This window comes from Planctomycetia bacterium, from assembly GCA_021413845.1.
In the GTDB taxonomy this organism is placed as follows: domain Bacteria; phylum Planctomycetota; class Planctomycetia; order Pirellulales; family PNKZ01; genus PNKZ01.
Genome location: JAIOPP010000070.1, coordinates 1 through 17,393 on the forward strand (window position 1 = coordinate 1; position 17,393 = coordinate 17,393).

Genomic DNA, 17,393 nt, shown 5'->3' on the forward strand with positions numbered 1-17,393 from the left:
CCGGCACGGCCTCGCGCTCTTCGCGACCTAGAGCATAGCGAACATCGCAGCGCAGGTTCGTCCCTTTCACTTGCGAGCGGTAGTCGGTCGTCGCTTCGATCTGCGGCGCACTCATCGCGGCGTGTCGGTACGGGAGGTGAAAGAACTTCCGCGCGCCCCAGACCGCGACCGGTTGATCGCAATCGAGCGAGTAGAACCAAACGCCCGGCCGGCCCAACGCGTCGTGCACGTAAGTTCGGACGTTGAGTTCCAGGAAATTCGACAACCACGGCAAGTAGGGCGACCACCACGGGCGAATATTCCGCATCAGAAACGGCACGATGCCGACATAGGCCGAGCCATCGTAGGTGTCGACGTGTAGCCCCGGCGGCAGCGTGCGCTGAATTCGTTCCGGCTCGACGCGCCAATGCGCGAACAACAGCGAGCGCCACGACTGCCGCATCGCCGCTCCGCGCCGCGGTCGTTCGCGGAAGCGGAGTCGGTCGTCACGGGTCGGTCGGCGAAACTCGATGGGTGGCGAGTTACTCATGGCGGCAAAGAGTTAGGGGTCGCGGTGAACGGTTCCCGGCGAGAACGCGGGCAAGCAGACGGCGACGTACTCCGCGCCTTCGGCTCCCGGCGTGCTGTACTGAATCCACTCGCCGCCGTGAGTGATGATCGCTTGACCGGCCGCGACGTTGATCTCTCCCTCGCGCGTTTTCACGTGCAAAGTTCCTTTGAGTACGAGCGTGTACTCGTCGAACTCCGGGGTCTGGCCCGGCTCGACCCAACCCGCAGGGCTCACCATCCGAGCAACGCTCACACTGGCGGTTCCGGAGTTGATGCGGCCGACGTATTCTTCGATCCGTTTCGGCTTGTTGCCGGCCGCCTCGACGATCTTCGGCCCTGGGATAAATGTCGGCATGACGAATGTCTCCTCGATTCGAGCAAGGGCGGTCCACGACCTCGCGCCCAATCGTATCAGACGCCGCAAGCCGATGCGCTTCGCCGTTTCGAGCCTGCTCCGGAGCAAATTCTTCCGGGGTGAGCGGGGAGCCGTCAGGCCCGGGTTCTGCCGTTGTAGCGTTGATTCTCGCACGTGCCTCAGTCCTTGACGTCGCCCGCATGGTGGCGGAGAATCGTGAGTTCCGAAATCGGTCGCGGCGAGAAAGCGTCGCCCGGCGGCTGATTTCCCGCAGGCCCCACCCCACCGCAATCGCACCCCAGAAGACGCACTCGCATGGCTCGCAATCGTATCGGCATTTGGTTCATCGGCGCTAAGGGTGGGGTCGCTTCGACGGCCATCGTCGGCTTGCTGGCCCTCAAGAAGGGACTGACTCAAACCACGGCTCTCGTCAGCGCGCTGCCGCAGTTTCAAACGCTCGACCTGATCGATTGGAAAGATCTCGTCATCGGCGGTCATGAGATTCGCGATCTCAAGAGTTACGAAGAAGCGATGCGGATGTGTACCGAGAGCCGCGCGATCGACGGCGAACTCATCGGCAAGCTCAAGGGGGAACTCGAGAAGCTCGACAAGGTGATCCGGCCGGGTACCGTGGCGAATTGCGGTTCGACGATCGAAGGGCTCGCCTCACCGACGGTGAAAGCAACGAGCAAAGAAACGCCGCGAGAAACGATTGCGAGAATCCAGGCCGATCTGAAAAAATTCGCCGAAGAGAACAAACTGGCGCATGTGATCGTGATTAACGTCGCCTCGACCGAACCGCCGGTCGACCCAGCGCAGTTCCCGACGAAGTGGAGCGAACTCGACAAGCTGATCGACAAGCCGAAGAAGTGCGTGCTGCCGGCCAGCTCGCTCTACGCGATCGCCACGCTCGACCTCGGCTACTCGCACCTGAACTTCACGCCGTCGCTCGGCACCAATCTGCCGGCGATCGACGAACTGGCTCGGGAACGTGGCAGCCGCCACATGGGATACGACGGCAAGACCGGCGAGACGCTGCTGAAGAGCACCCTCGCCCCGATGTTCGCCCGCCGCAATTTGAACGTCATGAGTTGGGTCGGTCACAACATCTTCGGCAACATGGACGGCAAAGTTCTCGACGACCCTTCGAACAAGAAAGCCAAGGTCACGAGCAAAGATCGGTTGCTCGGCAAGATTCTCGGATACCCACCGCAGACGCTCGTCTCGATCGAGTACATCGCGAGCATGGGAGATTGGAAAACCGCGTGGGATCACGTCCACTTCAAAGGTTTTCTCGGCACGCCGATGACGTTTCAATTCATCTGGCAAGGCTGCGACTCGCTACTCGCCGCGCCGCTCGTGATCGACTTGGTCCGCTTCACCGAACGTGCTTGGCGCAACGGCGACACCGGCATCCTCACGTTTCTCTCGAGCTTCTTCAAGAGCCCGATGGGGAGCGACGAACACGACTTTACGGTGGCGTTTCAATTACTCGAAACTTGGGCGCGCGAGACGGTTGCGAAGAAGTAGGGCTCAGTCCGGCCGACCGGCATCCAGCTGGATGACTCACACCGATCGCTTACTTAAAGCGAAGGCGTAGACGATGCCCGACCGGTTTATTCCGCCTCTTTATTAAACGTCTTCAACAGCTTTCGCCCTTTGAAGATCGCGTAAGCTTCGCGAGGCCCGAAGCCGCGGGTCGTCGGGAGAGAGAACCATTCGCTATGGTCGTCGGCGACGACGATCACGCCGCGCCGTCCGCCGTGCGAAGCCGTCGCCACGGCATGCTGCTCCTCGAAGAAGTGCCCCCAGATCGAAAGTTCGAGATCGGCGTATCCTTGCGCTTCGAGCGCACGGCCGACTTGCCCCCAGGCCTGTTCTTGGTCGGGAGATAGCTCTCCGATCGGAGTTTCGTAAATCTCGGCGTGCTCCGAATCGAGGCCGGCGTACAGGGCATAAATGTCGGGTGCCGGCAAATCCTGTAAGTCGATTTGCAAGGCATTGGTCGTCGGACCTACCAAGCCGACGCCGGCCACGGTGTTCTGGCCTCGCTGATATTCATACACGAACAAAAAGCATTCGACTCGGTCGACGTAGCCCGGCCAGTATTGCGTCAGGCGATCGATCAGTTCCAACGTGTCGGGAGCGACTCCGAACCGCGTCGGCTGCGCCATCCAGGCCGCCAAGTCTCCCTCGGCACGGGCCTCGGGCGACCGGAGTGCGGCGTCGACCTTTTCCGTTGCGCGAAGTTCTTCCAAGTAATAGAGCACGCGCGTCCGGACGACAGGCTCTTTCGCGAGCGTCTTGAGTCGTTCGAGCCCCTCTTCGTCGCCCAATCGAGCGAGTGCGGCAGCCGCCTCCGTCTGCATGTGGCGATGCTTTAAGTCGAGAACTTGTCGTAGTTTAGCGGTTGCCGAGGCATCGCCGCAAAGGGCCAGGGCATCGCACAGCGAGACCATCAGCGTCACGGCGTCGTTGACGATCTTACTGAGCTCTTGCGGCGTCGCGGCATACTCACGCGGCTGCTCTTCGATCCGCCCGAGTCGCTTCGCCAGTTCGCCGAGCAAGTGCGCCAACTCGCCGACGCGCCCCTTGGCCGGATGCTCGGGCAACACACGCCGCCGAGTTAGGAAGTTCCCGAGGTCAAGAACGATCGGCGCGAGCGTCGGCCGGCCGACGGCGTCCAATAATTTCGGGAAGAGTGCGGCGGCTCCCGGAAGTTTTTCCGTACGAGGTTGGAAGAGGGGAACGAGCGCCATCGTGGCTTGTCGTTCATCGGTCGGCGGAGCTTCCACGACGAGGTCGGCGAGCGAGGCCAGCGCGGGTGCATAGCCGTCGATCGCCAGGGTTCGCAAGATCGGAAATCTAACGATCGTTTCACAGCCCGCAGCGCGATACCAATCGACGAGCTTACGCACCGAGGTGGGCAATAGCGCATGGGCTTCATCACGCAGCAGCCAAGGTTGCACGGAATGCTGTAAAAATAGGGCTAAAAGCTGTTCGCTGCCGTCGGCCGCAGGCCTCGTGGCGGCTAGAAATTCATCGACTGCGAGGGCGTCGTCGAGTTCCGTTTCGCGCAGCGTTTCGCCGATCGCTGCGCGGCGCTCGGCATCGAGCTCGCCGTAGCGCGCAACGTCGATTAAAAGTTCGTCCCACATCCGATTGAGTTCGTCGTTATTCATTCGATTATTTATAACGATGCGCGCTCGCGTGCGACATCGCTCGCCGCGCGCTCGTGCGTGAAAAATCTTGGCGCGATCTGCGAAGAATTGCCAAGTTCTCTTGACGCGCTCCCGATAAACTTGCTTAGATGACGAAGTTGCGTCGCTCAACGCGTCGTAGCGCATCCGCAAGGGTGTTCGCAGCGCTCGGAATTTTCGGTGCATCGTGCGACACTTGCGGTGGATCGGGGAGACGACAAGGACGTCGTGCCGCATTCGCCGCGCGTCGTCGTGCCGTCCGCCGATCCTCCGAACTCTGCATGTCTTGAAAGCGGTTCCTTACCGTCGGGTACCCCGAGGGGCCGCTTATTACCGAACGCTTGGGGACCCGTACTGTTACTGAAGGAGCCACGGAAATGGCCGCTGCCAAGAAGCCTGCTGCTAAGACTGCCCCTGCCGCCAAGAAGCCAGCCCCCTCGGCCAAGACCAAGGGTCCGGCTAAGAAGGGCAAGAAGTAGTCCGCACGCGCGGCTCTTCTGAGCGCCTCTTCTGGAGGAGCGTTTCGGCGTCGAACGGTCGCTTCTGCGAATTCGCTCGACTCCGAACGTGACGGGACACAACGAGAGATAGGCCGTCGGGTGGTGCGTCGAGCACCGTCCGACGGCCTGTATTTTTGCGCCTGAGGGATCGAACTGTTTATTGTGATTGCCGATGCCGAGTGCTGTTGGTTTGACGAAAACCGTTCCACCTGATAGGGTTGTGTTGCGGATTCTTGAGAGCCGGCACGGCAAATGAAGGTCGGGGCGAGCACTTCTTCTATAGACGCTGCTCGCGGCGTTCTTCGGGCGGCTCTCAGCCGGCCCCCATTGACCCACTCGCGATCTTCACGACTTTGACACCCAACGGCCCTGACCGAAACTCTGGTCGGCGACGTCCGCCGAATCGCAACGCCGCGTCACAAAGCGATTACTCGCGCTACGATTTAAGCTCCGCCGAATCCGAGCGGTTCGAAAGCGATGCCGATGATGCCGCTGCCGATGCGCGCGACGAAGCGCGCCGCGCCTCGGCCGAACCGAAGCACGAAGACCTGCAGCGCACTCCGATCGACGAAAACGCCACGGGCTTTCGCAAGTTCGGCTTGTCGCAAATCATGGTTGCCGCGCTCGACGCCGCCGGATACGAAGAGCCGACACCGATTCAAGCCGGACTGATCCCGCGGGCGCTCAAGGGAGTCGACGTGCTCGGCCAAGCGCGGACGGGTACAGGCAAGACGGCGTCGTTCGTGATCCCGATTCTCGAGAAGCTCGACGCGCATCACGCCCACGCTCATCCGCAAGCCTTGGCCCTCGTGCCGACGCGCGAGCTCGCAGTGCAAGTGAAAGACGAATTCGAAAAGCTCGCCAAGGGACGCAAAGCGCAGATCCTCGCGATCTACGGCGGCAAACCGATTCGTCAACAGGTGGAGAAGTTGAAGCGGGGGGCCGAGGTCGTCGTCGGAACTCCAGGCCGGATCCTCGATCACATGGCTCGCGGAACGCTTAGCTTCGAGAATATCCGCTTGGTAGTGCTCGACGAAGCCGACCGGATGCTCGACATCGGTTTCCGACCTGACATCGAGAAGATTCTTCGCAAGTGTCCGCAATCGCGGCAGACGTTGTTGCTCAGCGCGACCGTGCCGCCGCCGGTCGAAAAACTAGCTCGCCGCTACATGCACGAGCCGGAGTCGATGAACTTTTCGCCGACGGATGTTTCGGCCGATACTATCGACCAGTATTACTTCACGGTCGACGCCGAAAAGAAGGGAGAGCTTCTCATGCGCTTGGTCAAGCGCGAGAACCCTCGCCAGTCGATCATCTTCTGCCGCACGAAACGGGGCACCGAGAAAGTGCAGCACAGTCTGCAAAGAAAAGTTCCCGGCTCGGCCTGCATTCACGGCGATCTCACGCAAAGCGCTCGCGATCGGGTCATGGCGGATTTCCGCGCCGGCAAAGTGCAGCATCTCGTAGCGACCGACGTCGTCGGACGCGGCATCGACGTCAGTAATATCTCGCATATCATCAACTACGACGTGCCGGCCTTCTGCGACGACTACGTGCATCGCGTCGGCCGAACCGGACGCATGGGCCGAGAAGGGGTGGCCTATACGTTCGTCACGCCGGAAGAGGGTGGCGAGCTGACTCGCATCGAAATCCGCATCGACAAGTTGCTCAAGCGCGACGAGATCGAAGGCTTCGAGGCGACCAGCAAACGGCAAGGGATGGCTCCGGAAGCCGCTGCGGCGGCCGCAGCTGCCGGCTCGACGAAATACATCACGAACGACACCGGCATGGCCGCTCCGCCGCCGGCTGCCGCCGAAGGAGAAGGCCCTGCGAAGCCGCCCGCGAAAAAGAAGTATCGTCGGGCATTGTAAGGCAATCGGCTAGAGATCGATGTCTCGGCGATAAGAACGGTTGAGACGAAATAAAGCCCGCGGTCATGAAGCCAATCTTTGCGATCGTTGCGTGCGGCTTCTCTCTGGCGTCGATCAGTAGCCTGGTTGCGCAATCGACCACGAAGACCGCCGAGCAAGCGACCTTCACCAAGCCGATGCCGCTCGATGCCGAGCGGATCCGCGCTGCCGGCCTTCGTGAAATCGTCGGGAAGCATCTCACACTTTACACCGACCTTCCTGCGACACCCGCCGTCGAGGAATTGCCGCGAGTGTTCGATGCCGCCGTGCCGCAATGGGCGAAGTATTTCCAAGTCGATCCGGGTCGTATCGCCCAGTGGCGGATGCACGGGTTTCTGATCAAAGACATAGCCCGGTTTCGCGCCGCCGGCGTCGTTCCTAATACGCTGCCGGACTTCAAGAACGGTTTCGCGATCGGCGCCGACCTCTGGTTCTACGAGCAACCTAGCGATTACTATCGGCGACACCTGCTCTTGCATGAAGGGACGCACGGGTTCATGAACACGCTGCTCGGCGATTGCGGCCCTTCATGGTTTATGGAAGGGGTCGCCGAACTCGAAGCAACGCATCGCTGGAATCCGGCCGCTCCGAGCGGCGAGCAACTTCTGCTCGGTTACGTCCCCCGCAATCGGGAAGAGGTTCCGGCGCTCGGACGAATCGCGACGATCAAAGTCGATCTCCAAGCGGGCCGCTTTCGCAGGATCGGTGATCTCGTTAATGATTCGGTGCGCGGCTTTACCGATGTCGAATCGTATGCGTGGTGTTGGGCCTTGGCGATGTTTTTAGATCGGCATCCTCGCTACCAAGGTCGCTTCCGCACTCTCCAAGCCGAGTTGCTTGGCTCGCACGACCGGTTTAACGCCGAATTTCGTAAGCGGTTCGCCGGCGAGGCCGCGGATCTGAATCGTGAATGGTCCGTATTCGCTCACGAATTGGAATACGGTGTCGATGTGCCGCGCTCGGCGATCGATTTTCGTTCCGGAAGTCCGCTTGCAGCCACCGGAGCGAAAGTGAGCGTCGCGGCCGACCGCGGCTGGCAGTCTGCGGACGTGAAGCTCGAAGCCGGCAAAAAATACCAAGTACGAGCCTCGGGCCGATACCAGATCGCCGCGGCCGACGGCAAGCCGTGGCCGTGCGAACCGGCGGGGATCACGATTCGGTACTTTCGCGGCCGGCCGCTTGGAATGCTCCTCGGTGCGGTCGAGCCCGACGCGTTCGATGCGGCGCGAGAGCCGGCGATGCTTCGGCCGATCGAGATCGGCTTGGAGACGACGCTCGTTCCTTCGGCTTCAGGAACGCTCTATCTTCGGGTCAACGACTCTAACGGCGAACTCCAAGACAACTCCGGGTCGCTGAGCGTTGAAATCTCGCCGATCCCGTAAGTCGCGAACTTCGAGTCGGAAACTTCTCAGTCGTTCGCCGATTCGACCGGCTTGCGGTTTCGCGAGGCCGGCCGTAGCCGTAGACAAGGGGTATAATTCCGCTCGACTCAAAAAGAGCTTTCGCATTGGAGCGGTTCGGCAATGGCAATCAAACGAAGCGAAGAGTCCGGTTCGTTGTTCGCCGCCGCCGAGGCAGTCAATAAGCAGAAGGCTCAGCCGCTCGCCGCCCGGATGCGTCCGAGAACGCTGGCCGAGTTTTCCGGACAGCGGCACTTTCTCGGAGAAGGAAAGTTGCTCCGCCGCTTAATGAAGGCCGATCGACTCGGCTCGGTGATCTTCTACGGTCCGCCGGGGACCGGTAAGACCACGCTCGCACGACTGCTTGCCAACGAGACGAAGTGCCGCTTTCAGCAAGTCAACGCGGTGACGGCCGGCGTGAAAGAGTTGCGCGAGATATTAGACACGGCACGCGACCGCCTGGCCGCCGATGGACATCGGACGTTGCTGTTCGTCGATGAAATCCATCGCTTCAATAAGGCTCAACAAGACGTACTGCTGCCGGACGTCGAGGATGGGGGGATCGTGCTCGTCGGAGCGACGACGCAAAATCCGTTCTTTGCGCTGACGAGCGCGCTGGTCAGCCGCAGTCGGGTTTTTGAGTTCAAAGCGCTTTCCATCGAAGACATTCGCGACTTGCTCCAGCGTGCCGCGGCCGACAACGAGCGAGGGCTCGGCCGTTACGACGTGCATCTACATGCCGACGCGGTCGACTTTCTCGCCGAGGTGAGCGACGGCGATGCGCGGCGAGCGCTATCGGCGCTTGAGGTCGGCGTGCTCTCTTGCACGGAGCGGCCCGTCGAGTTTACGCGGGGGCTTGCCGAGGAGTCGATTCAAAAGAAGGCTATCGAATACGACCGCGACGGTGATGGACATTACGACGCCGCGAGCGCACTGATCAAAAGCATTCGCGGTAGCGATCCGGATGCCGCGCTCTACTGGCTCGCGCGCATGCTGGAAGCCGGGGAAGAGGTTCGGTTCCTCGCGCGGCGGATCGTGATCGCAGCGAGCGAAGACATCGGGAATGCCGATCCTCACGCCTTGCCGCTAGCGGTGGCTGCGATGCAGGCATGCGAGTTCGTCGGCCTGCCCGAGTGCCAATTGCCGCTCGCGCAAGCGGTGACATATCTGGCTTGCGCGCCGAAGTCGAACGCCGCGACGTTGGCGATCGGCGAAGCACGGCGCGATGTGGTCGAAGGGCGATTGATTCCGGTGCCGGTGCATTTGCGAGATCGGCATTACGGTGGTGCGAAACGGATGGGGCATGGCGAAGGGTATCAGTACGCTCACGACGCCGAAGGAGGCGTTGCCGCTCAAGACTATCTCGGAGTCGAGAAGACTTATTATCGCCCGGTGCCGCGCGGCTTCGAAGCGGAGCTAGCGAAGCGGTTGGAGGCGATTCGTGCCCGGCTGCGCGAAGCACGCTCGACCGCCGAAGAAGGTGCGAAGTGACCGGCGAGCTGCCGTAGCGGCGTCGGAGGGCTTTCGCTATGATCCGCGCTTCTCTCAGGATAGCGTTTGAACTAAAGGATTCGGTCGGCGGCCGATTTTCGACCGACGCGCCATCCGACGACGTGCAGGGAATGCAAAACGTCGTCGAGTTTCGTCAAGGAGGACGAACATGCAGTTCATCAAAACGATTTGTGTCGTCGTCGTATTAGGGGCCTTAGCCTACGGCGCTTATACCACGCTCACCGGTAAGCCGAAGGTCGAGCCGCCGGTCGAGACGGTCAATTGGGATAGCCCACCGCGCATCGAACTTCCCGGCGGCGGCGAGCTGAAGCTGGATAGCAACGTCGCCTTGCCTACGGGGCCCGCAGGAGGCGCGGCACCGAAATACGGTACGTCGACCGAAGCTTCGGGCACCGCACGCATCGCTCCGGGCGGCCCTCTCACCGGCCCCGCTCTAACACCAACGGCAGCGAATCCACCTGCCGCCGCTCCCGCCGGAACTGCGGCGGCTGTTGTGCCGGCTTCTTATCCATCGACCAATGCCGTGCCTGGGCCGTTCGACGGTGGTGGAGCGGTGCATTTGGTTTCCGCTCCCTCTATCTCTGGCGCTGCAACGCCGGCCGCTTCGCACGGCATGCCGAACGCCCTGCAGCCGTCGAGCGCAACGCCGACCCTAACTACTACGAATCCCGCGGAGTCGATCGCGAAGGGGCAAGCGTTCCTCGCCCAAAACAATTATCTGCAAGCGCTCGATGAGTTCAGCAAGTGCTTCGATCATGCCGCTTTGTCGCCCGAAGATGCGCGCCGCGTGCAAGAGTTGCTCGATCAATTGGCGGGCACAGTTATCTATTCCCGCGAGCATCTGATCGAGCCGGCTTACGTCGTCGCTCAAGGAGAATCGCTGCAAGCGATCGCCGAAAAACATCAAGTGCCGATGGGATTGTTGGCGAAGATCAACGGCATCACCGATCCGTTGTATTTACCGGCCGGCACCCAATTGAAAATGGTCAAAGGACCGTTCGACGCCGTGGTCGATAAAGGTCATCAACGTCTTTCGTTGTTCGTCGACGGTATGTATGCGGGGAGCTTTCCGGCCGGCGTTGCTCAGGACCTGCCCGAAGGAAATTGCGTCGTCGATAAGGTCGCCAAGAACGCCGTCGCCCCGTCCGGAGCGAGTAGCCCTGCGATTAGTTTGAGCGGCGGCATCGTGATGGCCGGCACGAACGAAGTAGGAGCACCCGGGAGCGGTCTCGTCGCGCTTTCCGCGCGCGATGCCGACGATCTATGCGATATTCTTTCCGTCGGCTCGAAGGTCGTAGTCCGAAAGTAGTTGGCGGCGAACGTGTGAGATCGCGTCGGCGCGATCGTTCGCACTCCGCCCGCTAGTCGAAATTCGACCGCGCTGTTATACCGGTGCATCGTCGTTTTTCGGCCCCTCGACCTCAGCCCCCGGCCACAGCCATGTACGACCGCTCCGCGCTCCACGCTCTCATCGAAACCAAAGCTCTCAAGCGAGGCGATTTCACGCTCGCGTCCGGCAAGAAGTCGAGCTACTTCCTGAATTGCAAGCAGGTCACGCTCGATGCGCAAGGGGCGAAGCTGATCGGCGAAGGGATCTTGGAGATGCTCGTCGGCGATGGGCCGCTTCCGGTGGCGGTCGGTGGGATGGCGATCGGCGCCGATCCGATCACCGCGTCGGTCGTCGTGGTCGCCGGTTATCAAAACCTGCCGATGCTCGGCTTCCTAGTTCGCAAAGAGACGAAGGATCACGGCGCGACGGCGAATAAGTTCATCGAAGGCCCGGTCGCAGCCGGCGACGAAGTCGTGATCGTCGAAGACGTCGTCACGACCGGCGGCTCGTCGATCTTGGCGATCGATCGTTGTCTCGCGTATGGCCTTAAGGTGCGCGGCGTGATCGCGATCGTCGATCGCATGGAAGGGGGCACCGAAGCCTTCGCAGCGCGAGGGTATTGGTGCAAGAGCTTGTTTACCATTCGCGACTTCGGGATCGAGCCGCCGAAATAGCCGCTCGCTCGAAGTTCCTTTTCCGATAGTCGCCGTTCTATGGAAACATCGCTCCATCGCGATCTCAAACGCTTCTACGCCGGCGACCATTCGCCGATCGAAGTCCGATTGGGCCGCTATCGGATCGACGTGGTGCGAGGCTCAGAGCTGATCGAGATTCAGCACGGCTCGCTCGCGGCGCTGCGCGATAAGATCCGCACGCTCACGGCCGAGCACGACGTACGCGTCGTGAAGCCGATCGTCGTACGCAAGACGCTCATCAAGCAAACGCGCCGGGCAGGGAAAGTCGTCGAGCGACGGAGCAGCCCTAAGCGGGGAAAGTTGCTCGACGTGTTCGACGAATTGATTTACTTCCGCACCTTGTTCCCCCACCCACGGCTGACGCTCGAAGTCGTGCTGGTCGAAGTCGAGGAATGGCGCTATCCGGGCCAAGGCCGTCGTCGCCGCCGGCATGCCAATGCTTTCCAAGTCGAAGATCAGAAGCTCGTAGCCGTCCATGAGACGCATGTCTTTCGTGGCGGCGCGGACCTCGTCGCGTTGCTGCCGCAGTCGATGCCCGCCCCGTTTCATACGGGCCACGTAGCCGAAGGGTTGGGGCTTCGGCGCGGCGTCGCGCAGAAGATCGTCTACTGTCTGCGTGAAATGAGCCTGTTGCGGCAGGTCGGCAAGGAGCGAAACGCGCACCTTTACGAGTTGTCGCCGCCGCCGGCTGCAATCGCGCCTCCTGCGATTCGCACTGTCCGAAAACGCCGCCGCAAGGCCGCATAAACGCGTTCTGCGAAGGGCAAACTCGTCGTCGTGCGAAAGGCCGAGGGCCTTGTGAATGCCGCACGAAACGAATAACCTGACGAAAAATGCAAAACCCGGAATGCGCAAGGTAAAGCGTTCGAGCATGCCTTTCGTCGTTCGTTTCGGTTTTGCGGAGCGTCGTCGGTTACTCCTTGTTCCTTTTGCGTTTTAACTTATGTCTCCCGTTCGAATCGGCATCATCGGCTCCGGCGCAGTCAGCGACTATCATCACGTACCCGGGATTCGCCTCGACTCGCGCGCAAAGCTCGTAGCGGCATGCGATGCGGATCCTGCGTTGCTCGAGCGCCGTAAAAGCGAGTGGGGCATTACGAAAGTCACGACCGACGCTCTGGCGTTGTGCGCCGACCCGGAAGTGGATGCCGTCGTCATCGCTACGCCGAACTTCACGCACAAGGAAATCGCCGTCGCCGCGGCTAAACACGGCAAGCACATCATGTGCGAGAAGCCGCTTGGTTTGAACGGCGGCGAAGTACGCGAGATGTATGAGGCCGCGCGGGATAACAAGGTGGTCCACATGACCGCCTTCACCTATCGCTTCGCTCCCTCGATGCGATACATGAAGCACCTCGTGTCGACCGGTGCGCTCGGCGAGCCTCGTCACTTTCGCTCGCAGCGCTTTCTCGATTGGCCGGAAACGAGTTGGGGTTGGCGGCAATACAAAGATAAAGCGGGCGCGGGGGATCTCTTCGATATGACGATCCACCGGATCGACTTCGCCGCCGATCTGCTCGGCCCGATCGCGCGCATCTGCGGCAGCATCGCTCGATTTACGCCGCGCGATCGGACGGTCGACGGTAAGCCTTGTGCGCCGTCCGAGGTCGACGATTGGTCGGCCCTGATCGGCGACTTCAAGAGCGGAGCCGTCGGCGTGTGGGAAGGAACGACTCTCGCCAAGGGGTACCATCTCGACGGCTTCGGCCACGAATGGGCCGAGATCAACGGCTCGGAAGGATCGGCCGTATATCGAATGCACGAGCCGAACGTGATTCTGCTCGGCAAGACCGGCAGCGACTTGAAGCCGGTCGAAGTGCCGGCGGAATTTTTGAAGCCGGCCGGCAGCCCACGCGACCCCGGCCAAGGCAAGCCGGCGACGGTGTTCCGCTACGATTTGATGTGGGAATTCGTTTCGGCGATCGTCGAAGGGCGCCAAGCGGTGCCGAGTTTTTACGATGGCTTAAATGCTCAACTCGTCGCCGATGCCTGCCTCGAATCGCATCGCGATCGCCGCTGGATCGATACGCCGGAAGCCGCGAAGTAAGAAAAAGCGCCGCAACGCGCAGAAACGGGGGCATTACTGCCCCCGCTCGCCTCAGGCAACTGACCTACGACTACTGACCACCGACCACAGCTCCCTATGTCCGAAGCCGTTTCGTCGCAACAGTATCCGATTCGCCGCCTGATGGGTGTTGCGATTGCGGCTACCGGCGCATCGGTGCCCGATCAGGTCGTCACGAACGAAGACCTGCGGCGGACGCACGGCTTCGATCCCGATTGGATCGTGCAACGGACGGGGATCCGCGAGCGTCGGTATGTCGCTGCCGACGAAGCAACGAGTGATCTGGCCGTGCGCGCCGCGGCGCAATGCTTAGAGCGGGCAGGCGTGGCCGCGAGCGAGGTCGACATGCTGTTGGTCGGCACGTTCACGCCCGACTATCTTTGCCCCTCGACTGCCGCGCTCGTGCAACACAAGCTCGGGCTGCGGTGCGGAGCCGTCGACCTGCAAGCGGCGTGTGCGGGCTTCATGTATACGCTGATCACCGGCATGCAATTCATCGCCGCGGGAACGAGCAAGCGTTGTCTGGTCATCGGTGCCGATTGTAATTCGCGAATCCTGAACCCTCGCGATACGAAAGTGTATCCGCTCTTCGGCGATGGTGCGGGAGCCGTGCTGCTTACTCCCGGCACGGCGGAGCAGGGGATGCTCGCCTATTCGCTCGGGGCCGACGGCGGCGGTTGTGACTTTCTCATCCGACGGATGGGAGGTTCCCGAATTCCCTACGATGCCGCTGCGGATGCAGAGAGCCATTTCCTGCACATGGACGGCAAGCCGGTCTTCAAATGGGCCGTGCGATTGGTCGAAGAAAACATGCGCGACGTCGTTCGCGCGGCCGACCTATCGCTCGAGCAACTCGATCTCGTGCTGCTGCATCAGGCCAACGTGCGCATCATCGACGGCATCGCCGACGCGCTTGGCTTGGCGAAATCGAAAGTCGCGATCCAACTCGACCGCTACGGCAATACCTCGGCCGCGAGTATTCCGCTGGTCCTCGATGAATGCGTGCGGCAAGGGCGCGTAGCACGGGGCAACCATTTGCTGATGAGCGGCTTCGGTGCGGGATTGGCCTGGGGAACCGGTGTTTGGAAGTGGTAATCGTCGATGTCGCGCCGGCGATCGGTTCGGTGCATCCTTGGAAGTAAACTTGTGTTTCGACGCTTGAGGCGTCGCTTTCTTTTTTCGGATCTCGTTGCTCGCTATGGCAAAACAAAAAGCTCTTCCGAAACGTAGCCAAGTCAAAACCTCCGACACGTGGGATCTTGCGACGTTATTCGCAAGCGACGATGCTTGGGAGACGGCGTTTAAGAAGTACGAGAAACAGACCACCGGTTACGAAAAGTTTCGCGGCAAGCTCGGCGACGATGCCAAGACGCTGGCCGCTTGTTTGAAGTTCGACGACGAACTCGATCGGCTCGGCGATAATCTCGGCAGCTACGCCTATCTTAAGACGGCGGAAGACACGTCGAACAGCGTTTACCAGCGGATGCTCGGTCGGTTCCGCAACGTCGCCTCGAAGGCCGGCCAAGCGGCGAGTTATATTCGGCCCGAGATCATGAGCATCTCGGCGGCGACGATGAAGAAGTACCTCGCGGCCAAGGAAATCGCGCCGTACAAGCTCGTGCTCGAGCGCGTCTTGCGCTATAAGCCGCACACGCTTTCGCAATCGGAAGAGAACTTGCTGGCGATGCAGGCCGAAATGGCCGATGCTTCGAATCAAGTGTTTCGTCAATTGAACAACGCCGATCTCAAATTCGGCTTCGTCAAGAACGAGCATGGCGAAGAAGTCGAGCTAAGCCACGCCTCGTTCTCTTCGTTCCTGCACTCACCGGTGCGCAAGGTGCGACAAGCGGCGTTCGGTCAATACTACGCGCAATTCAAGTCGCACGAGAACACGCTGGCGGCCATGCTCGCCGGTTCGATCCAGCGCGACTGTTATTACGCCAAGGCGCGGAACTATCCGAGCGCGCTCGAAGCTTCGCTGTTTCCCGACAACGTGCCGAAGTCGGTATACGACAATCTCTGTGCGGCGGTGCGCAAGAATTTGCCGGCCGTGCATCGCTACTACGAACTCCGTCGCCGCAAGATGAAGCTTAAGGACATTCACCACTACGATACTTACGTGCCGATTCTCAGCGAACGGGAGATGAAGCACACTTGGAATCAAGCGGTGAAGACGGTGGTTGAGTCGCTCGCGCCGCTCGGAAGCGAATACTGCGGCGTGCTTGAAGAAGGCTTGATGGGGCGCTGGTGCGATCGCTACGAAAACCAAGGCAAACAAAGCGGCGCGTTCTCCAGCGGCACGTACGACAGCATCCCGTACATCTTGATGAACTATCAGCCGACCGTGCTCGATCATGTCTTCACGCTGACGCACGAAGCCGGGCATTCGATGCACTCGTACAATTCGGCCCGCAACCAACCGCACATCTACTACGGCTACACGATATTCGTGGCCGAAGTGGCGAGCACGTTTAACGAGCAGTTGTTGAGCAAGCACCTGATGTCGCAAGCGCGTGACGATAACGAACGCGCCTACCTGATCAATCGCGAAATCGATGCGATCCGCGGCACCGTGATCCGGCAGACGATGTTCGCCGAGTTCGAGAAGCGGACGCACGAGTTGGTCGAACAAGGAGAACCCCTCACGACCGATCGCTTCAAGCAAGTCTATCGCGAGTTGCTCGCCGCTTATTTCGGGCCCGACTTCACGCTCGACGACGAGCTTGCGCTCGAATGTTTCCGCATTCCGCACTTCTACCGTGCGTTCTACGTCTACAAATACGCCACCGGTCTCTCGGCGGCGATCGCTCTTTCGGAACGCGTCGTCAACGGCGGCAAAAAGGAACTGGGGGACTATCTGAACTTCCTCAAGGGAGGTTGTTCTAAGGATCCGCTCGATCTGCTCCGCGACGCCGGAGTCGACATGGAAAAGCCCGCGGCCGTGGATACGGCGTTGTCTCATTTCGGAAAATTAGTCGACGAGCTCGATTCGCTGCTCTAAGTTATCGGTTCGTTCGCAGTGCGCCATCGCAGCGCCGGCGAATGCCTCGCCTGGGTTCCAGCACCCAAGCTTCCCGCCCACGTTCTCGCCGCACTAAGGACCAAGCCCATGCCCATGCACCTCGGACTCGTCACCTACAACTGGGGCAAAGATTGGGATCTGCCGACCGTCTTGAAGAACCTCAAGCTGGCCGGTTGGGAGGGGGTCGAGTTGCGAAGCACGCATAAACACGGCGTCGAGCCGAGCTTAAACGCGACCGAGCGCAAGGACGTCGCCAAGCAATTCGAAGATGCCGGGCTCGTGCTCGTCGGGCTCGGCAGCGCTTGCGAGTATCACTCTACTGACCCGGCCGTCGTGAAGAAGAATATCGATGAGACGAAAGCCTTCATCGAGCTCTCGCACGATTGCGGCGGCAAAGGAGTGAAGGTTCGTCCCAATGGATTGCCCAAAGAAGTGCCGGTGCAAAAGACGCTGGAACAAATCGGCCGCTCGTTGAACGAAGTCGCGGCGTTCGGGTCGGGATACGGACAGCAGATCCGAGTCGAGATCCACGGCGTAGGGACGCAAGAGCTGCCGCACATGAAGACGATCATGGATGTTGCCGACAACCCGAACGCGACCGTCTGTTGGAACTGCAACCCGACGGATCTCAACGGCGCGGGGCTCGAAGCGAACTTCGCGATGGTCTCGAAGCGAATCGGCACCGTGCATATTCACGACTTGATTTCGACCTACCCTTGGCAACAGCTCTTCGACTTGCTGAAAGCCGCGAACTTCACCGGCTATACGCTCGTCGAAGAAGGAGCCGCGACGGCCGATCCGATCCGCGTGATGAAATATTATCGGCTGCTTTGGGAACGGATGACGAAGTAAGCG

14 protein-coding genes are annotated in these 17,393 nt (G+C 60.7%); 11 read left to right on the forward strand and 3 right to left on the reverse strand.

Annotated elements, in window-relative coordinates:
- Positions 1 to 529, reverse strand: a 529-nt coding sequence (locus K8U03_12490) for a DUF2071 domain-containing protein (protein MCE9605704.1), incomplete at its 3' end; no start/stop codon positions are given.
- A 12-nt stretch (positions 530 to 541) separates the two neighbouring features.
- Positions 542 to 904 carry a cupin gene (locus K8U03_12495; protein MCE9605705.1) on the reverse strand — a complete coding sequence of 121 codons (363 nt, stop codon included), beginning with the start codon at positions 902 to 904 and terminating at the stop codon, positions 542 to 544.
- 315 nt (positions 905 to 1,219) lie between these two features.
- On the opposite strand from K8U03_12495, the gene K8U03_12500 reads away from it, so the two are divergent.
- The gene (locus K8U03_12500) at positions 1,220 to 2,434 is read left to right on the forward strand and encodes an inositol-3-phosphate synthase (protein ID MCE9605706.1); all 1,215 of its coding nucleotides are present in this window, start codon (positions 1,220 to 1,222) and stop codon (positions 2,432 to 2,434) included.
- A gap of 86 nt (positions 2,435 to 2,520) precedes the next feature.
- Here the strand turns inward: K8U03_12500 and K8U03_12505 are convergent, their stop codons facing one another.
- Positions 2,521 to 4,086 (reverse strand): HEAT repeat domain-containing protein, encoded by a 1,566-nt coding sequence (locus K8U03_12505; protein ID MCE9605707.1) that lies wholly within the window; start codon positions 4,084 to 4,086, stop codon positions 2,521 to 2,523.
- A gap of 1,129 nt (positions 4,087 to 5,215) precedes the next feature.
- Between K8U03_12505 and K8U03_12510 the strand changes: the two genes are divergently transcribed.
- The 10 genes from K8U03_12510 (at position 5,216) to K8U03_12555 (ending at position 17,390) form a co-directional block, all read left to right on the forward strand.
- The gene (locus tag K8U03_12510) at positions 5,216 to 6,475 is read left to right on the forward strand and encodes a DEAD/DEAH box helicase (protein MCE9605708.1); all 1,260 of its coding nucleotides are present in this window, start codon (positions 5,216 to 5,218) and stop codon (positions 6,473 to 6,475) included.
- A 65-nt stretch (positions 6,476 to 6,540) separates the two neighbouring features.
- On the forward strand, positions 6,541 to 7,896 hold the full coding sequence (locus K8U03_12515) for a hypothetical protein (protein ID MCE9605709.1): 1,356 nt from the start codon (positions 6,541 to 6,543) through the stop codon (positions 7,894 to 7,896).
- Positions 7,897 to 8,037: 141 nt separating this feature from the next.
- Positions 8,038 to 9,405 (forward strand): replication-associated recombination protein A, encoded by a 1,368-nt coding sequence (locus K8U03_12520; GenBank protein ID MCE9605710.1) that lies wholly within the window; start codon positions 8,038 to 8,040, stop codon positions 9,403 to 9,405.
- A gap of 169 nt (positions 9,406 to 9,574) precedes the next feature.
- On the forward strand, positions 9,575 to 10,735 hold the full coding sequence (locus K8U03_12525; GenBank protein MCE9605711.1) for a LysM peptidoglycan-binding domain-containing protein: 1,161 nt from the start codon (positions 9,575 to 9,577) through the stop codon (positions 10,733 to 10,735).
- A 131-nt stretch (positions 10,736 to 10,866) separates the two neighbouring features.
- Positions 10,867 to 11,430: an orotate phosphoribosyltransferase gene (gene pyrE / locus K8U03_12530; protein ID MCE9605712.1), complete on the forward strand. Its 564-nt coding sequence runs from the start codon at positions 10,867 to 10,869 to the stop codon at positions 11,428 to 11,430.
- A 39-nt stretch (positions 11,431 to 11,469) separates the two neighbouring features.
- Complete coding sequence (locus tag K8U03_12535) at positions 11,470 to 12,198, forward strand: hypothetical protein (protein ID MCE9605713.1); 729 nt, start codon at positions 11,470 to 11,472, stop codon at positions 12,196 to 12,198.
- Between the two features lie 196 nt (positions 12,199 to 12,394).
- Positions 12,395 to 13,498, forward strand: coding sequence for a Gfo/Idh/MocA family oxidoreductase (locus tag K8U03_12540; protein MCE9605714.1), 1,104 nt, complete (start codon positions 12,395 to 12,397; stop codon positions 13,496 to 13,498).
- 141 nt (positions 13,499 to 13,639) lie between these two features.
- Entirely contained in the window at positions 13,640 to 14,611 is a 972-nt protein-coding gene (locus K8U03_12545) for a ketoacyl-ACP synthase III (protein ID MCE9605715.1), read from the forward strand.
- A gap of 103 nt (positions 14,612 to 14,714) precedes the next feature.
- A complete protein-coding gene (gene pepF / locus K8U03_12550) occupies positions 14,715 to 16,517 on the forward strand; it encodes an oligoendopeptidase F (GenBank protein ID MCE9605716.1) in 1,803 nt (600 codons plus the stop codon).
- A 114-nt stretch (positions 16,518 to 16,631) separates the two neighbouring features.
- Complete coding sequence (locus K8U03_12555; protein MCE9605717.1) at positions 16,632 to 17,390, forward strand: sugar phosphate isomerase/epimerase; 759 nt, start codon at positions 16,632 to 16,634, stop codon at positions 17,388 to 17,390.
- Positions 17,391 to 17,393: the final 3 nt, after the last annotated feature.

Bases quoted from the DNA above. Each gene is read 5' to 3' on its own strand.
- K8U03_12495 (MCE9605705.1), bottom strand. From the start codon at position 904: ATGCCGACATTTATCCCAGGGCCGAAGATCGTCGAGGCGGCCGGCAAC.
- K8U03_12500 (MCE9605706.1), top strand. From the start codon at position 1,220: ATGGCTCGCAATCGTATCGGCATTTGGTTCATCGGCGCTAAGGGTGGG.
- K8U03_12505 (MCE9605707.1), bottom strand. From the start codon at position 4,086: ATGAATAACGACGAACTCAATCGGATGTGGGACGAACTTTTAATCGAC.
- K8U03_12510 (MCE9605708.1), top strand. From the start codon at position 5,216: ATGGTTGCCGCGCTCGACGCCGCCGGATACGAAGAGCCGACACCGATT.
- K8U03_12515 (MCE9605709.1), top strand. From the start codon at position 6,541: ATGAAGCCAATCTTTGCGATCGTTGCGTGCGGCTTCTCTCTGGCGTCG.
- K8U03_12520 (MCE9605710.1), top strand. From the start codon at position 8,038: ATGGCAATCAAACGAAGCGAAGAGTCCGGTTCGTTGTTCGCCGCCGCC.
- K8U03_12525 (MCE9605711.1), top strand. From the start codon at position 9,575: ATGCAGTTCATCAAAACGATTTGTGTCGTCGTCGTATTAGGGGCCTTA.
- pyrE (MCE9605712.1), top strand. From the start codon at position 10,867: ATGTACGACCGCTCCGCGCTCCACGCTCTCATCGAAACCAAAGCTCTC.
- K8U03_12535 (MCE9605713.1), top strand. From the start codon at position 11,470: ATGGAAACATCGCTCCATCGCGATCTCAAACGCTTCTACGCCGGCGAC.
- K8U03_12540 (MCE9605714.1), top strand. From the start codon at position 12,395: ATGTCTCCCGTTCGAATCGGCATCATCGGCTCCGGCGCAGTCAGCGAC.
- K8U03_12545 (MCE9605715.1), top strand. From the start codon at position 13,640: ATGGGTGTTGCGATTGCGGCTACCGGCGCATCGGTGCCCGATCAGGTC.
- pepF (MCE9605716.1), top strand. From the start codon at position 14,715: ATGGCAAAACAAAAAGCTCTTCCGAAACGTAGCCAAGTCAAAACCTCC.
- K8U03_12555 (MCE9605717.1), top strand. From the start codon at position 16,632: ATGCACCTCGGACTCGTCACCTACAACTGGGGCAAAGATTGGGATCTG.